Here is a 16,121-nt window from a genome sequence, read left to right as displayed (position 1 = left end):
CGGTGTGAAGGCGTGACAGCCCGAACCGTCGATCCGGACTTCCTTGCGCTGCCGCGCCACGCCCTCGCTGACGCGGCGCTGACCGCGGCCGCCCAGGCCGCGCCAGCTATGCCGACCTCCGAATCCACGCCCGCACCACCGAATCCGTGCAGCTGCGCGACGGGGCGCTGGAAACAGCGGTCTCCGACTACGAGATCGGGCTCGCGGTGCGGGTCATCGTCGACGGCACTTGGGGGTTCGCCGCGCACGCGCAGCTGGACACCGCGGCCGCCGCCGACACCGCCCGCCGCGCCGTGCGGGTGGCGACCACCCTGGCACCGCTGAACGCCGAGCGCGTCGAGCTCGCCCCCGAGCCGATCTACCGGGACGTCACCTGGGTGTCGGACTACCGAATCGACCCGTTCGCCGTGTCCACGCAGGACAAGATCGCGGTGCTGGAGGACTATTCGGGCCGGCTGCTGGCCGCCGGGAACGGCGTCGACCACGTCTCGGCGTGGCTGAACACCGCCAAGGAACAGACCTTCTACGCCGACACGTTCGGCTCGTCGATCACCCAGCAGCGGGTGCGGGTGCTGCCCACCCTGGACGCGGTCTCGGTCGACGCGGCGGCCGGGTCGTTCGAGTCCATGAGCACGCTGGCGCCGCCCACGGGCAGGGGCTGGGAGGCCGTGGCCGGTGACGAGGTGTGGGACTGGTCCGCCGAGTTGGCGGAGATGCCGTCGCTGCTGGCCGAGAAGGTCAAGGCGCCCAGTGTGGTCGCCGGGCCCACCGACCTGGTGATCGATCCGACCAACCTGTGGCTGACCATCCACGAGTCGATCGGGCACGCCACCGAGTACGACCGGGCGATCGGCTACGAAGCTGCCTATGCCGGAACGTCGTTCGCCACTCCGGACAAGCTCGGGCGCATGCGCTACGGCTCGCCGGTGATGAACGTCACGGCCGATCGCACGGTCCGGCACGGGCTCGCGACGGTGGGCTTCGACGACGAAGGGGTGCGCGCGCAGAGCTGGGACCTGGTGCGTGACGGCGTGTTCGTCGGCTACCAGCTCGACCGTGTGTTCGCGCCCCGGCTCGGGGTGGCACGGTCCAACGGGTGCTCGTACGCGGACTCCGCCCACCACGTGCCGATCCAGCGGATGGCCAACGTGTCGCTGCAGCCGGCCGCGCAGGACGTCAGCACCGCGGATCTGATCGCCGGGGTGTCCGACGGGCTCTACATCGTCGGCGACAAGAGCTGGTCGATCGACATGCAGCGGTACAACTTCCAGTTCACCGGACAGCGCTTCTTCCGCATCCGCAACGGCGAGCTCGCCGGCCAGGTACGCGACGTCGCCTACCAGGCGACCACCACCGATTTCTGGGGTGCGCTGGAAGCCGTTGGCGGACAGTCCACCTGGCGGCTCGGCGGTGCGTTCAACTGCGGGAAGGCCCAGCCCGGTCAGGTCGCCGCGGTGAGTCACGGCTGCCCGTCGGCACTGTTTCGGGGAATCAACGTGTTGAACACGCGCGAAGAGGGCGGGCGGTAGACGATGATCGGGGCACAACTGGTGGTCGAGCTCGCGCTGAACGAGGCGCGGCGGCTGGGCCGGGCGGACGAGACGATCGTGCTGGTCACCGACCGGGTGGACGCGTCGCTGCGGTGGGCCAACAACACGATGACCACCAACGGCGAGTCGACCGGCCGCACCACCACCGTCATCTCGGTGGTGCGCAACGGCGAGGACGCGCACGTGGGAACCGTGCGCTCCAGCGCGGTGGATCCGGCGGTCATCACCGATCTGGTGGCCGCGTCCCAGAACGCGGCCGCCGCGGCGCCACCGGCGCGCGACAGCGCCCCCGCGCTGCCCGGTGGGGACGCGCCGGCCGACTGGGACGCCGAGGTCCCGCGGACCGGGGTCCAGGTGTTCGGCAGCGTGGCAACGACTTTGGCGCGGGGCTTCCGGGGCCGCGACACCCTGTTCGGGTACGCACGGCACGTGCTGGAGACGACGTTCGTCGCGACCTCGAACGGCCTGCGCAGGCGCTACACCCAGCCGAACGGTTCGGTGGAGATCAACGCCAAGCGTGACGGGGCCAGCGCCTGGAGCGGGGTCAGCACACCGGATTTCGTGGACGTCCCGACGGATTCGATGCTGGAGGATCTCGCGACCAGGCTGTCTTGGGCGCAGCGCACCGTCGAACTGCCCGCAGGCCGGTACGAGACGCTGATGCCGCCGTCCACCGTGGCCGACATGATGATCTATCTGACGTGGACGATGGGTGGCCGCGGAGCCCAGGAAGGCCGGACCGCGCTGGCTGCGCCCGGCGGCGGCACCCGGGTGGGGGAGAAGCTGACCTCGCTGCCGCTGACGCTGTACTCCGACCCGGGTGCGCCGGGGCTGGAGTGCGCGCCGTTCGTCACGGCGACGAATTCGTCGGAGCGGTCGTCGGTGTTCGACAACGGCCTGCCCATCGACCGGGTGGACTGGATCCGCGACGGCGTCATCAACGCGCTGGCCTATCCGCGAGCGGCCGCCGCGGAGTTCGGCGCCCCGGTGGCGGTGGGTGCGGACAACCTGCTGATGACCGGTGGGACGGCGAGCCTGCAGGAGATGATCGCCGGCACCGAGCGGGGGCTGCTGCTGACCACGCTGTGGTACATCCGTGAGGTCGATCCGTCGGTGCTGCTGCTGACGGGGCTGACCCGGGACGGGGTCTATCTGGTCGAGGACGGTCAGGTCACCGCTGCGGTGAACAACTTCCGGTTCAACGAGAGCCCGCTGGATCTGCTGCGCCGGGCCGCCGAGGCCGGGCGCAGCGAGGTCACCCTTCCGCGCGAATGGGGCGACTGGGCCACCCGCGCCCAGATGCCGTCGCTGCGGATTCCCGACTTCCACATGTCCTCGGTCAGTCAGGCGCAATAATGCGGAGGTGACCGAGCGTGGGCTGCCCGAGCAGCTGACCGGCCTGGCCGCGTTGTCCTCCGGGGATGCGCACGCCGACACCCTGATCCGGCTGACCTGCGCGCGGACGCTGTCCCTGCCGCCGCTGCCGTTCCCGGCCGACGTGCGCGACGAACACACCGAGCGCGACGCCGTGCTCGCGGCGTTCGCCGAGCAGTTCGCGGTGGACGTCACCGGCATCGGGGACAATCTGCGCCACCGCTTCGGGGAGACGTTCGGGGACAATGCTTTCCGCGTGGTCACCGTGGTCTTCATCGCCGACTTCCTGCCCCGGGTGTGGGCCGGTTGTGACGCGCTCGATCTGGGCAGGCCGGGCTGGATGCCGGACGTAGAGATCGACGCGGCGGCCGATCCGGTGGAGACGTTGCTCGGCGGGTTCGTGCCCGCGGTGGCACGGCTGCGCGAATTGGACCCGTTGACCACCGAGGTGGTGCGTCTGCGCGGGGCGCAGGCGCACCACTGCCGGCTGTGTCAGTCGCTGCGGGAAGGCCACGCCCTCGATGCGGGCGGCTCGGAGGAGTTGTACAGCCAGATCGCCGAGTTCGAGGCCGCCGACGGCCTGACCGATGCGCACAAGGCCGCGCTGCGCTACGTCGACGCGCTCATCTGGGCGCCGTCGCGGATCGAGCCCGACGTCGCCGCCGGCGTGCGCAAACACTTCTCCGGCAAGCAGATGGTCGAACTGACACTGGACGTGATGCGCAACGCGGCGAACAAGATCGCGGTAGCGCTGGCCGCCGATGCGCCGCGGGTGGCCGACGGCACGGAACGCTACGAGGTCGACGAGCGGGGCCAGACGATCTTCGCCTGAGCGGTGGTGTGCGACCATGGTGGCCGCGCACGTCGCGCCGGGGGCGGTAGCTCAGTCGGTTAGAGCCGTGGACTCATAATCCATTGGTCGCGGGTTCGAGCCCCGCCCGCCCCACTTCAGAGGCTGTATTGGGTCGGTTGATGCTGGTCATTTCCACTTCGGGTGATGCTTGACAGTGTTTCGGCTGATGCTTGACACTCCCTGAATGAGGGACTGAGAGTGGCTGTGTTGCGACCGAGTCGCATTCGTCAGGATCCATGGCCGATCCCCGCCCAGTCTTCTGCCCGGCGCAGGGAAGCCAGCCGGCGCTGTTCGGCGGCGAGGCGCTGAAGGCGTTTCTTGTCGCTACGTGAGTAAAGGGCGGCGACCGCGTCAGCAACGTCGGATTCGTTGTCGCCAAGGGTTGGGCGGTGGGCCAGGTCGAGGACTGTCTGTTCGGGCGTGGTCACCAACGCCGGCCCCAATTCCGTGCCCATGCGTTCGGCGTCCAAGCTGCCGGTCTCACGCTGGACGAACCGCACGATCGCGGTTCGGTCAGATAGCTCGATGGGGCGGTGCTGGCGCGGCACGGCCACGATTGCTGTTGCTAGCGCACGCGGCATCACGCCATGCAGACGCGCGGCGCTGATGCCCATGATCGCAACGTTGTCGAAGCCGTAGATGGCTGTCGCGATTCCCGCAGCGGCGGACTCTAGGTTCGGTATCCATTTGCGACCCCACATCTCCTGCGGGACAACGGCGTAATACCCGTCGGCGAGACGGTGAAGGAGCCCTTGTTCGGCTAGCCGGACCAGCTGGGACCGGGGATGGGCGTACACCGTCGCTGCATCGCGCGGCCGGATCGTCTTCAGCGGGGCCTGAGCCAGGGCGGCAGGGATCGGAGTGCTGCGCTTCAGTGCCACATTCACTCCTTGAGTATGTGAAACGTACCTTTGTAGGGTACGAAATGCATACTCGACAGCGAAAGGTCCGACTTCTCTGCTACTTGCGAAGGGTGCCGTCGCGAGCTAACTTGCGCGCAGCCGCTACTCGCTACAGATCCAGTCGGATTCGACCGACTGCTCCGAGAATGCTGTGAACGCGAAAGTGCGTGCAGGACTGAGGCCTAACCAGACCGGCGCGACAAGCTGAAGAACCATCAAAGACGAATCCACTGGTCGCGGGTTCGAGCCCCGCCCGCCCCACAGACCTCGAAAAATCAGGCCGCCCGGCCGCGCGCGTAGGAGACCAGATCTGCGCCGTGATGCGGCGCCTGCCACCGGTGCACACCCGCGCCCTGTGCGTAGGAGAGGTGTCCGCCGAGGGCGCCACCGACACTGACGACGAGCAGCCCGACGACCGTCAGCACGGTCGCGCGGCGGTGGTGCTCCTTGCGGTGCGCGCGGTAGGCCAGCGCGAACGTCGTGGCGCCGACGATGTTGACCGCCGCGTGGATCAGGCCGACCCGCCGCTGTTCCCGATTGAGCAGGGGGAAGTCCGCCCAGCCTGCGAGCGCGGTGGGCGGGGTGGCCAGCAGGCCGACGCCCAGCAAGCGGCGCGCTGTGGTGCGATCCTTCAACACGACGTCGAACAACAGGGCCGTCATCCACGACCCCAGCGGAAGGGTGACGAGCAGCGGGTGGACCGGATGCCCGAGCCACGATCCGCGCAACGCCGACCCGACCGCACGACCGCCGATGATGCGCTCGACCGTGTCGGCGGCACGGTCGGCCGGCTGATCGACTGCACTGACCGATTCCGCGGACCGCAGTAACGAGTGGATGTTCATGGGGCCTCCTCGCAGGCTCAGGTACCCCGTCAGCGCGCCGTCAAACCGCCTGTGGTGCACCGAGGAGTCAATGACACTGCGGCTGAGCGACTTTCAGCGACACTGGCGATCCTACTCGCAGCCGGTGCCGTTGCCGTCGCGATCCAGGCCGTAAATGTCCTGTCCGACGACGGTCACCGGACCCGATACGTAGGCCGGACCGTTGCCGCTACCGCCGGCGCAGTCCACGTCGCTGGCGATGGGAACGCAGGCGCCGGTGTAGTTGGGGTCGCAGTCGGAGCCCAGCTGCAACGGCGCCTGCGCCGATGCCCGGTCACACGATATTGATCGTGTCGAGGAGCGTGGTCAGCTGGCCGGGATCGCCCGAGATCTCCACGTCCGAGGCGCGCCAGTCGACCCGTTTGGTAGCCCAGGCCGGAAATGTGGTGACCGCGCTGCGGATAACGCGTTCCGCACGGTGCGCGCCGGTGTCGGCGGCCACCGTGCCGTCCGAGGAGATGCGCCAGCTGCCGCCGCCGTCGCCGTGTAGTTCGAGGGTGACCGGGCTGTCCAGCCACGCCGGCGGCGCTGCCTTCATCTGGTTGGCCAGCACGGCCGTCATCCATTCGACGACCGTGGCCATGCGCTCGGCGTCGGTGCCCGGTGCGGTCCGGTCGACGGCCGGGGCGAGGTCGTGGCGCAGGTGGGTGTGGTGGTCGAACACCAGCGCGCCGGGCAGCACGACATCGAGCCGGAAGGTGCCGAGTTCGCCGAGTCGCGTGCGCAGCGACCGCGCCGGCGTGGCGGCGACCACCGAGGCGGCCCGTAGTGCCCGGCCGCTCCACCGTTCGTAGTCGGCGAGTACCCGCTGCGGCGGCCAGTGGCGCCGGGCGTCCACCGGTACGTCGTTGGCGCGCTCGATGTCTCGTGTGGTGAGCAGGGTGAGCGCGGCCGGTGTGAACAGCGCGCGACAGCTCGCACCCAGGTGGGCGACGACGTCTTGAACCCGCCAGCCCGGGGCCGCGCTGTCGGCCCGCCACTGTGTCTCGGACAGCGCGCCACACCAGGCCAGCATCTCGCAGCGCTCGCGCCGGAACGCCGCGACGCGGTCCAGGGTCATTGGGCGACGGCCTCGACGGTGCCGGCGAGCCGGTCGCGATACTCGGCGCGCGCGGCGGTGTCGACGTCGCGCATCGCCCGGTCGTAGTCGACGGCCCGCAGCAGCGGCTGCTGGATGCGCGGGGGCAGCAGGGCGAGCGTGCGCATCAGCGCTCCCGACCAGCGGGGGACGGTGGCGTCCGGCGTGGCGCCGAGGGTGGTCTTCACGATCGCCGCGGCGACCGCCGCTGGTCCCGAAACCGGCACTCCGCGTTCGGAAACCCCGCTGGACAGGTCGGTGCGCACGACGCCGGGCAGCACCACCGCGGCGGTCACGCCGGTGCCGCGCAGCTCCTGCTGCAGCGCGTGCGTGAACCCGACGACCCCGAACTTGCTCGCGCTGTACGCCGCGACACCGCCACCGGCGACGCGTCCCAGCACCGAGGCGACGTTGACGACCTGGCCGCGTCCGTGCTCGAGCATGCCGGGCAGCACGAGGTGACAGCCGAGGATGACGCCCCACAGGTTGATGTCGATGGTGGCGCGAAGGGATTTCAGCTGGTTCTGGGTGAACGCGCCCACCGGCATGATCCCGGCGTTGTTGACCAGGATGTCGACGGCGCCGACCTCGTCCCGGACCGTGCCGAGGAACCGCTCGTAGGACGTCTGGGACGACACGTCGAGGTCCAGCCCCCGCGCGCCGCGCCCGATCGCCTCGGCGCTGGCGAGCGCCGCGGCCCCGTCGAGGTCGCCGATGACGACGCGTGCACCGCGGTCGGCGAACGCGTGAGCGGTTTCCCGGCCGATGCCGCGGGCTCCGCCGGTGATGACGACGACGGCGCCGTCCAGATCGTTGTGGGGCATGCAGGGATCCCTTCTCCAAAGTTTGACCGAGAGTCAAACTTCACCGCCGCTGCTACCGTGGGCCAAGTCTGACCGAAAGTCAAGGTCCGGAGGTCCCGATGCAGACCGGTGCTCGCCGTCATCGTGATCCTGCACGGCGGGTCGCGTTGTTGGCCGCTGCGGCAGACTGTTTCGCGACCCGCGGGTTCGAGGACGTGTCCATGGACGACATCGCTGCGCGGGCGGGGGTCACCAAAGGCCTGCTCTTCTATTACTTCGGCTCCAAGCGGCAGTGCTATCTGGCGGTGATCGCCGACTTCCACCGGCAACTGCTCGAGCACGCGAGGGCGGGTGACGGCGTGCCCGCCCACGAACTCATCGCCGATCTGCTCGACCGCTACCTGGACTTCGCAGAGACCGCGGAACCGGCCTATCGCCTGATCATGAGTGGCGGCCTGGGAGCAGATCCGGAGGTCCGCGCCTTCGTCGCCGAGCAGCGAGCCCAGTACCGGGCTCTTTTCACGGAGATGGTCATGCCCGGACAGGCTGAGCCGCCGGCTCTGCGGGTCGCGTTCGAAGGCTTCTTGAGTTTCATGGAGGGTGCGACGCTGGATTGGTTGGATCACCGGTCCATGAGCCGTCAGGCGTTGCACCGCTTGATCTCGGCCGTGGCGTCAGCGGTCCCGGCCGCCGCGCTGGCGGCCGACCCGGCGCTTGTCCTCCAGCCGATCACCGATCAGCCCGAGCGTGAACCCATGCGGTAAACGATTCGCGCGATCCAGAAAGCGAAGGTACGAGCCGACTGGGCGCCTTCATCCGACGCCTGGTTACCGCGTCGGACGGTGGTCTCAGCGGCGAAAGAGAGTTTAGGTCTAGGTTTAGTCCATGCAGCGAACAAGATGTCCGTGGTCGTCCGGCGGGAGCCGGTGAACCCGGTGGGTGAACATCTTGACGACGTCGTCGCCGCCCGGGATCAGATGGAACGTCTGGTGCGGGTCATCGTCGCGATCGGTTCCGACCTGGATCTCGACGTGACCCTGCACCGGATCGTGCACGGCGCCATGGAGTTGAGCGGCGCCCGGTACGCGGCGCTGGGGATCCGGTCCGCTGACGGTTCCCTGGCCAGCTTCGTGTCCGAGGGATTGGACGACGCCTCCGCGCGCCGGCTCGGCGAACAGATCGAGGCGGATTCGGACCCCACGCTGAGCGCCGCGCTCGGTATCCCGATCACCGTCCGCGGGAACGACTTCGGCGTCCTCTACCTCGGCGACGACCGGCCCGGCCGGGTGTTCTCCGACTCCCAGGAAGGCGCTGTGCGCGCGCTGGCGACGGCCGCGGCCGCGGCGATCGACAACGCCCGTCTCTTCGAGCGCGAACGTGAGTCGGCGAAGTGGACCAAGGCCAGCCGCGAGATCACCACCGCGCTGCTGTCCGGCGACCCGCAGACCGGGCCGCTGCAGCTCATCGTGAATCTGGCGCTGGAGTTGGCCGACGCCGAACAGGCGATCCTGCTGGTCCGGCGGAGCCCGAGGTGCCTGCCGGCGACGTCGACACCCTCGTGGTGGCGGCCACCGCAGGCCGGTACGCCTCCGAGGTGATCGGCCGCCAGGTCCCGATGGACGGCTCCACCACCGGCGGCGTGGCCCGGCGCGGACTTCCGCTGATCACCGATTCTTTCCAGTATCCGATCGAGGGGTTCACCAATGTGGGGGACCGCTCGGCGATCGTGATGCCGTTGATCGCCGACGAGGCGGTCCTCGGGGTGATCGCAGTGGCCCGTCGACCCGGTCAGGCGGCATTCGACAACGACTATCTGGAGCTCGTCAGCGATTTCGCCCGGCACGCCGCAATTGCGCTGGCGCTGGCAGCGGGTCGCGAACACGCACTCAATCAGGAACTCGCGCTGGCTGATTCGGTGGACGATGCGCTGATCGCGGCGACCGAGGAGTTGCGCAGGCTCTGGCGGGCGCGCCGCGTGCTGGCCGTCACGTTCGCCACTGACGCCGTCGCGCCGGACGCCGAACCGAAGGTCGTGTCGGTGGGGGAGGATGTGCGGTGGGCCGACCTGCCGCCGGAGACCCGGCAGGCGCTCGACGCGCTGCGCAACGCAGACCTGTTGACCCCCAACACGTCACAGGCCGGCACGGCCGGTATCGCGGTCCAGCACCCCGAGGGCGTGCTGGTGGTCTGGATCGACCTGACCGACCAGCGGGTGTTCACGCTCGAGGACCAGACTCTGCTCACGGTCTTGGCGGGCCGGCTCAGCCAGGGGCTGCAACGCGTGCACCGGGTCGATCAGCAGCGTGAGACGGCGTTGGCGCTGCAGCACGCCATCCTCGGACCGGCCGATCTTCCGCACGGGTTCGCGGTGCGCTACCAGGCGGCCAGCCTGCCGCTGCAGGTCGGCGGCGACTGGTACGACGTGGTGGACCTGGACGACGGACGCATCGCGATGATCGTCGGCGACTGTGTCGGTCACGGGCTGTCCGCCGCGACGGTGATGGGTCAGGTGCGCAGCGCGTGCCGTGCCCTGCTCTTCGACAACCCCAGTCCCGCCGCCGCATTGGCGGGCATGGATCGTTTTGCTGCGCGGCTTCCCGGCGCCCAGTGCGCCACCGCCGTGTGCGTGGTGCTCGATCCGGCCACCGGCGAACTGGTGTATTCCAGTGCGGGGCACCCGCCCCCGGTCCTGGTCCACGCCGATGGCGCCGTCGAGCAACTCACCGATGCGCACACCATCGCGCTGGGACTTCGGGTCGGCAGGCACCGCCCCGAGGCCAGACTCACGATGCCTGCGGGGTCGACTCTGCTGCTCTACACCGACGGTTTGGTGGAGCGTCGCCGGGTGCTCCTGGAAGACGGGATCGCGCGCGCCGCAGCCCTGCTCGAGGAGCAGCGTGCGTCCCCGCTGGAGGAGCTGGCCGACCACATCATGTCGCAGATGGCACCGGGTTCGGGTTATCAGGACGACGTCGCGCTGCTGCTGTACCGGCACCCGGCTCCGCTGGAACTGGACTTCCCGGCCGACGTCAGCCATCTCGCCCCGACCCGGAAGGCGCTGCGCAGCTGGTTGACCAGTGCCCGTCTGGAACCCGGTCAGGTGATGGACGTGCTGGTCGCCGCCGGGGAGGCGGTCGCCAACGCCATCGAGCACGGCCACCGGCACAGCCCCGGGGGCACGATCAAGCTGAAGGCCACGGCGCTCGTCGATCGGGTGCAACTGACGATCGCCGATTCGGGATCGTGGAAGCGTCCCCAGCCCGCCAAGGACGCGCATCGAGGTCGGGGACTGATGTTGATGCGGGGCCTGATGCAGGATGTCACCATCGACCACGGCAGTGCCGGAACCACCGTTCGCCTCTACAGCAGGATCTGATCGATGCCCACTGAACTCAACCTCGACATCACCCGCCGACCGGACGGGGCCCGCACCGTGGTCGCGGCCGGGGAGATCGATCTCAGCAACGTCGATGCGTTGAAGCAGGCGCTCGCCACGGCGACGGAAGAGTCCGCCGGCGGCGATGGCGGCATCGTCGTCGACCTCGCGGCGGTGGAATACGTGGACAGTGCGGTGATCAGCGCGCTGTCGGCGTGCGCCGAGCGGATCCACACCGTCATCGTCAACCCGCTGCTGAACACGGTGTTCACCATCAGCGGGCTCAGTGAACTGGTCAGCGTCGAGACCGCGTCGGCCGACGCTGGTCAGTCGCGCTGATCGAAGAGCTGATCGAGGGCCTGGTGTTCCAGCTCGACCCACCGGTCGACCTGGCCCCGAAGGTCTTTGACTTCCTCGGGGGTCAAGTGCTCGGCCCCGTCGGGAGTGATGCGGCAGATGTCCATCGGGCCGCCGACGCTGGGTGAGGACGCATCCAGCGCGTCGAGCACCCGCAGCGCCGCGACCACACCGTAGTCCACATCGCGTCCGGTCATCCCGAAATGCGCCAACAGCGCATGCGCCTGCTGGGCCATCGCGGCGCCGCTGCCGATGGCCTGAAATCCGGTCTCCTCGTGGTGGCCGATCAGGCCGTTGGGGTCGATGTCGATGATGAACGGGTCGCCGGCCGCGTAGCCGGCGGCCAGCACATAGGTCGCCGGGGTGCCGCTGGCCTCCTGGCCGGGCACGTCGGCGATGAAGTTCGCGTAATGGTGCTTGAGGATCGGCAGTATCCGGGCCTGCAGTGCGTGCCCGACGTTCCTGGCCTCCAACACCGAGTCGGGCTCCTCGCTGAACACCTGCTCGACGTCGTAGAGCACCGCCCGGGACCCGCTGCCGCCCCAAGCCGCATGGCTCCCCAGAGTGTGCAGCTTCTGCGCCGGAAAGGTCAGACCCCGCCCGGGATCGGTGATCTGCGAATCCGAGGCGAGAACGACTCCATTTGCGCACCGCAGCGCCAGTACGACCGTCACACCGCGATCCTGTCACGTCGCGGGGCAACCCCGGCCGCGGTCGGGCGCCGGATCCGGTCACTATGGTGGGAAGACATGGATGTCTCCCTTTTGGCTTTCGAATGGACGGACACCAGTAGGCACTGGCTCATCGAGGTGCCGATCCGGATCGTCGCTTATCTCGTCGTCGCGCTGATTGTCCGGCTCGTCGTTCACCGCATGATCGACCGTGCGACCACCGCCCGATCACGCAAGGAGCGCGTCGCGGACGACACCGACCGCGGCAGGACGCCGCCGCTGGTGCGCTATCTGCGTGACCGCGTGCCGTCCTCGGCCAGCAACGAGCAGGTCATCGCACGGCGCCAGCAGCGGGCCCAGACCATCGGCTCGGTGCTCAAGTCGACGGTGTCGATCGTGCTGCTGGTCTGGGTCGTGCTGGCCGTCCTCAACGTCCTGGGCGTGAACATCGCGCCGTTCATCGCCTCGGCCGGTGTGGTCGGGCTGGCGATCGGCTTCGGTGCGCAGAACCTGGTCCGCGACTTCGTGACCGGGGTGTTCATGCTGCTGGAGGACCAGTACGGGGTTGGCGACACCGTCGACCTCGGCGAAGCGGTCGGCGAGGTGGAGAGCGTCGGTCTGCGCATCACCACGGTCCGCGACATCGACGGCACCCTCTGGTACGTCCGAAACGGCGAGATCGCCCGGGTCGGCAACATGAGCCAGGAGTACGCCGTCGCCCGGATCGAGTTGCCGGTGGCGCTGACCGCCGACGTCGACCGGGCCGAGCAGGTCGCGGTGGACGCCGCCAATGAGGCGGTGGCCGACCCCGCGCTGGCGGGCAAGGTGATCGGCGAACCCGAGATGCTGGGGGTGCAGGAACTCTCGCCGGACCTGATCAGGCTGCGGATGACGGTGAAGGTCCGCCCCAATGCGCAGTGGGCGGTGCAGCGCAAGCTGCGGCGCGCGATCCTGCGGGCCTACGACGAACACGGGATCGACCTGCCCTACCCGGGCGGGCGGGCGCAGGCCGCCGTCAGCGAGTAACTCGTCAGTCGCCGGACGGCGCCGTGCCCGCGGTGTCGTTGGCCTTGGTGTCGTTGCCTGGGGCGGTGCCGTCGTCGTCGGGGCTGTCGGTCGGCTCCGGCGATTCCGCACCGGCGTCGGTATCGACGTCCTCGCCGGCCGTCTCCTCGTCCAGCTCGGCGCCGGTGTCGACGTCCTCGGCCGGCTCCTCGGGCTCGGCTTCGGTGTCGGTGTCGGTGTCGGTGTCGGTGTCGGTGTCGGGGTCGACGTCCTCGACCGGTGGTGTGGTGCCCTCGCCCTCACCGTCATCGCCCGACACCTCCTGCGGTGCGGTCTCCTCCTGCACCGGCACTTCGGCGTGCTTCTCGGCGGGGTCGTCGGCGGTCTGCGCCGGTTGATCCGCGGCGTCCTCCGCGCCCTCGGTCTCGTCGGCCACGGCCGAGGACAGCGTGTCGACGCCGTCTGCCGATACGGCCGCGGACGGAAGCGGGAAGTTGGGCAGCGGCGGCAACGGAATCGGGAACCAGCCGAAGTCCAGCACGTACCGGACTTCGCTGACGATGCCGTTGTAGACACCGGTGAGAGCGGTGTTGACGATGTTGCCGAGGCCGTCGAGCCATACGTTCAGGTTCAGCGGGTCGTTGACCACCGGATCGAGGAAGTCGTAGACGAAGCTGTCCACCACCGGCAGCACGAAGGCCGGATACCAGATCTGTATCTGATCGGAGACCAGGTAGCCGAACGGGATCCAGTTGATCAGCCACGGGCCGAGGTCCAGTGACACGTAGTTGGCCCAGTACCTGGTGATCGAGTAGACGCGGTCGATGAGATCGGAGGCGGCGTTGAAGGCGACGGGCCCGTCCAGCGCCCGGCCCTCGACCTCCCGGAGGTCGATGTCCTGGCCGCCGATGACTGGGCCGCCGACGTCCCGCAGGTCGACGATGCCCGTTTCGACCCCCGTCTTGGGCTGCACGCCCCCGAGGTCGACGGTCACCATCCCGGGGTTGCGTGCGGAACGCAGCTGACCGATGAAATCCAGTGCGGCCCGGACATCCTCGGCGACCGGTGTGGTCGGTGCGGTGCCCGCGACGAACGCGACGGGACGGACGACCTGCACGCTGCTCATGGTCGCCGGCAGCACCGACGGGGTGAAGGCGACGGCCGAACCCGTCAACGCGACGACGCCGGCGGCCAGCGCCGCGCGTGCTGAAGCGGTCATGCGGATCCCCCTCGATGGCCTACGTCATGATCAAAATACGCGTTCGCCGCGCCGTTCACGAACGATTTGTCGTGGGTGTCCGGGAGTCGTCACCAACCCCACGAACCAGGCACGCCCTTGAAGGGTCCGGCGACCCGACTGGTGATCCAGCCGCCGTAGAAGCCGCCGGGCTGCGGGGTGACGGTCTCACCGTCGACGGTGCACCGGTCCACCAGCGCGGGCATCACCGCGACGGCTCCGGCCAGGGCGGCGAACGGGCGCGTCGGCCGCAGATACGTCCAGGCTGCCCGCGTGGCCGTCGCCGCAGGCGTCACCACGTCGAAGTACGTCGCCTGGCCTTTCCACTCGCACCACGATGAGCCGGCGGCCGGCCGCAGCACCCCGTCGCCGAAACAATCGGCGGGCAGGTAGTAGGTCGGCGGATGACTGGTCTCCAGCACCCGCCACGCCCACTCGGTCGCGGCAACCGTCTGACCACCCGATTCCACCGTGATCGACCCGCGGAACTCCTCCAGCCGGGGCGGCCGCGGGTAGTCCCACACGGATTCCTGTCCGGTCCGGGTTTGTCGGGAACGGGCACAAGGCCGAGAGTAGCGATATGACCACCCGCGAGCGGGCCGCGTCCCGCACCCTCTTCGGTCACCCGATCGGGCTGACCAATCTGTTCGGCGTGGAACTGTGGGAGCGATTCTCCTTCTACGGCATGCTCACGATCCTCGGGTACTACCTCTACTACTCGGTGACCGACGGCGGTCTGGGACTGCCGCAGAGCACCGCCACCGGCATCGTCGGCGCCTACGGCGGACTGGTGTACCTGTCGACCGTGCTGGGCGGCTGGATCGCCGACCGCATCCTCGGGATGGAACGCACGGTCTTCTACGGCGGCGTGGTGGTGATGCTCGGCCATATCGCGCTGGCGATCCTGCCCGGGCTGTCCGGGGTGGGTATCGGCCTGGTGCTCGTCGGGCTCGGGTCGGGCGCGCTGAAGGCGAATGCGTCGTCACTGCTCGGCACGCTCTACCGCAAGGGCGACGCACGCGCCGACGGCGGGTTCACGCTGTTCTATCTCGGGATCAATCTCGGCGCGTTCGTCGGACCGATCGTCACCGGACTGCTCCAGACTCGGGTCGGCTTCCACTACGGGTTCGGCGCGGCGGCCATCGGGATGGCCTTCGGCCTGATCCAGTATGTGGTGTTCCGGCGCAATCTGGGGGAGCACGGCCGCGAGGTGCCGAACCCGGTGCCGCGCAAGGCTTTGGGCAAGACCATCGGGGTGTTCGCCGTCGTCCTGGTGGTGGTCGCGGCGGCGATCGCGCTGAAGCTGATCACGTTGGCCAACCTGTCGCAGGTCACCACCGGTGTCATCGTGGTCGCGTCGATCGCGTACTTCGTGGTGATCCTGCGCAGCGACACGGTGGGGGCCGAGGAACGGATGCGGGTGCGCGCCTTCATCCCGCTGTTCGTCGCCAACGCGGTGTTCTGGTCGCTGTTCCAGCAGATCTTCACCGTGCTCGCGGTGTACTCCGACGAACGGATGAACTGGTCGATCTTCGGCTGGACTGCACCGTCGAACTGGATCGGGTCGATCGAACCGATCTGGATCATCGTGTTGTCGCCGGTGTTCGCCGTGATCTGGACCAGGCTCGGCAACCAGGCCGCCACCACACCGCGCAAGTTCGCCTACGGCGTCATCGGCATGGGCCTGGCGTTCCTGTGCTTCGTGCCGCTCGCCGGGTTGGACAAGGTGCCCGCCCTGCTGGTGATGGCGGTGCTGGGAGTCTTCGCGGTGTCGGAGCTGATGCTGTCACCGATCGGGCTGTCGGTGACCACCAAGCTCGCGCCGACCGCGTTCCGCGCGCAGATGATGGCGCTGTACTTCTTCTCCGTCGGCATCGGCACCTCGATGTCGGGCGTGCTGGCCGGCTACTACGACCCGTCCCGCGAGGTGGCCTATTTCGGCATCCTCGGCGCGGTGGCAGTCGTCGCAGGCGTGATCGTGTTCCTGATCTCGCCGTGGATCAGCCGGCGGATGGAAGGCGTGCACTGACG

General features: G+C 69.0%; 13 protein-coding genes, 1 tRNA gene and 3 pseudogenes. 9 read left to right on the top strand and 8 right to left on the bottom strand.

Annotated elements, in window-relative coordinates:
- Positions 1 to 12 precede the first annotated feature (12 nt).
- The 4 genes and pseudogenes from C6A87_RS17595 to C6A87_RS17580 all read left to right on the top strand — a co-directional run bounded on the left by C6A87_RS17595 (position 13) and on the right by C6A87_RS17580 (position 3,870).
- Positions 13 to 1,529, top strand: a pseudogene (locus tag C6A87_RS17595) (TldD/PmbA family protein).
- A 3-nt stretch (positions 1,530 to 1,532) separates the two neighbouring features.
- Positions 1,533 to 2,906: a metallopeptidase TldD-related protein gene (locus C6A87_RS17590; RefSeq protein WP_311113465.1), complete on the top strand. Its 1,374-nt coding sequence runs from the start codon at positions 1,533 to 1,535 to the stop codon at positions 2,904 to 2,906.
- 7 nt (positions 2,907 to 2,913) lie between these two features.
- Positions 2,914 to 3,756, top strand: a complete 843-nt coding sequence (locus C6A87_RS17585) for a carboxymuconolactone decarboxylase family protein (RefSeq protein ID WP_311113464.1) — start codon at positions 2,914 to 2,916, stop codon at positions 3,754 to 3,756.
- Positions 3,757 to 3,796: 40 nt separating this feature from the next.
- Positions 3,797 to 3,870: transfer RNA gene (locus C6A87_RS17580), tRNA-Ile, on the top strand.
- Positions 3,871 to 4,004: 134 nt separating this feature from the next.
- Here C6A87_RS17580 and C6A87_RS17575 read toward each other — a convergent pair.
- From C6A87_RS17575 to C6A87_RS17555, 5 genes are all read right to left on the bottom strand, one after another.
- Positions 4,005 to 4,658 (bottom strand): type IV toxin-antitoxin system AbiEi family antitoxin, encoded by a 654-nt coding sequence (locus C6A87_RS17575; protein WP_311113463.1) that lies wholly within the window; start codon positions 4,656 to 4,658, stop codon positions 4,005 to 4,007.
- Between the two features lie 296 nt (positions 4,659 to 4,954).
- Positions 4,955 to 5,524: a DUF2231 domain-containing protein gene (locus C6A87_RS17570; RefSeq protein WP_311113462.1), complete on the bottom strand. Its 570-nt coding sequence runs from the start codon at positions 5,522 to 5,524 to the stop codon at positions 4,955 to 4,957.
- Positions 5,525 to 5,635: 111 nt separating this feature from the next.
- A complete protein-coding gene (locus C6A87_RS17565) occupies positions 5,636 to 5,848 on the bottom strand; it encodes a hypothetical protein (protein WP_311117972.1) in 213 nt (70 codons plus the stop codon).
- Positions 5,838 to 6,623 (bottom strand): maleylpyruvate isomerase N-terminal domain-containing protein, encoded by a 786-nt coding sequence (locus C6A87_RS17560; RefSeq protein WP_311113461.1) that lies wholly within the window; start codon positions 6,621 to 6,623, stop codon positions 5,838 to 5,840. Before C6A87_RS17560 ends, C6A87_RS17565 begins: the two co-directional genes overlap by 11 nt.
- Positions 6,620 to 7,465, bottom strand: coding sequence for an SDR family NAD(P)-dependent oxidoreductase (locus tag C6A87_RS17555; RefSeq protein ID WP_311113460.1), 846 nt, complete (start codon positions 7,463 to 7,465; stop codon positions 6,620 to 6,622). Before C6A87_RS17555 ends, C6A87_RS17560 begins: the two co-directional genes overlap by 4 nt.
- Positions 7,466 to 7,665: 200 nt before the next feature.
- Between C6A87_RS17555 and C6A87_RS17550 the strand changes: the two genes are divergently transcribed.
- The 3 genes and pseudogenes from C6A87_RS17550 to C6A87_RS17540 all read left to right on the top strand — a co-directional run bounded on the left by C6A87_RS17550 (position 7,666) and on the right by C6A87_RS17540 (position 11,159).
- A complete protein-coding gene (locus C6A87_RS17550) occupies positions 7,666 to 8,208 on the top strand; it encodes a TetR/AcrR family transcriptional regulator (protein WP_396836889.1) in 543 nt (180 codons plus the stop codon).
- 135 nt (positions 8,209 to 8,343) lie between these two features.
- Positions 8,344 to 10,820, top strand: a pseudogene (locus C6A87_RS17545) (SpoIIE family protein phosphatase).
- Positions 10,821 to 10,823: 3 nt separating this feature from the next.
- Positions 10,824 to 11,159, top strand: a complete 336-nt coding sequence (locus C6A87_RS17540; RefSeq protein WP_311113458.1) for an STAS domain-containing protein — start codon at positions 10,824 to 10,826, stop codon at positions 11,157 to 11,159.
- Here the strand turns inward: C6A87_RS17540 and C6A87_RS17535 are convergent.
- Positions 11,147 to 11,851, bottom strand: coding sequence for a proteasome protein (locus tag C6A87_RS17535; protein ID WP_311113457.1), 705 nt, complete (start codon positions 11,849 to 11,851; stop codon positions 11,147 to 11,149). The two genes, C6A87_RS17540 and C6A87_RS17535, sit on opposite strands and share 13 nt — an antisense overlap.
- Before the next feature lie 75 nt (positions 11,852 to 11,926).
- Here C6A87_RS17535 and C6A87_RS17530 point away from each other — a divergent pair, with 75 nt between their 5' ends.
- Entirely contained in the window at positions 11,927 to 12,874 is a 948-nt protein-coding gene (locus C6A87_RS17530) for a mechanosensitive ion channel domain-containing protein (protein ID WP_311113456.1), read from the top strand.
- Positions 12,875 to 12,878: 4 nt separating this feature from the next.
- On the opposite strand, the gene C6A87_RS17525 is transcribed toward C6A87_RS17530, so the two are convergent.
- A complete protein-coding gene (locus C6A87_RS17525) occupies positions 12,879 to 14,072 on the bottom strand; it encodes a hypothetical protein (RefSeq protein WP_311113455.1) in 1,194 nt (397 codons plus the stop codon).
- A gap of 89 nt (positions 14,073 to 14,161) precedes the next feature.
- Positions 14,162 to 14,652: pseudogene (locus tag C6A87_RS17520) on the bottom strand (DUF427 domain-containing protein).
- Between the two features lie 18 nt (positions 14,653 to 14,670).
- Here C6A87_RS17520 and C6A87_RS17515 point away from each other — a divergent pair.
- Positions 14,671 to 16,119, top strand: coding sequence for an oligopeptide:H+ symporter (locus C6A87_RS17515; protein ID WP_311113454.1), 1,449 nt, complete (start codon positions 14,671 to 14,673; stop codon positions 16,117 to 16,119).
- The last annotated feature ends 2 nt before the right edge of the window (positions 16,120 to 16,121 follow it).

This window comes from Mycobacterium sp. ITM-2016-00317, assembly GCF_002968295.1.
Taxonomy (GTDB): Bacteria; Actinomycetota; Actinomycetes; order Mycobacteriales; family Mycobacteriaceae; genus Mycobacterium.
The sequence above is the reverse complement of the archived record's forward strand: the minus strand, read 5'-3'. Positions and strand labels throughout refer to the sequence as shown.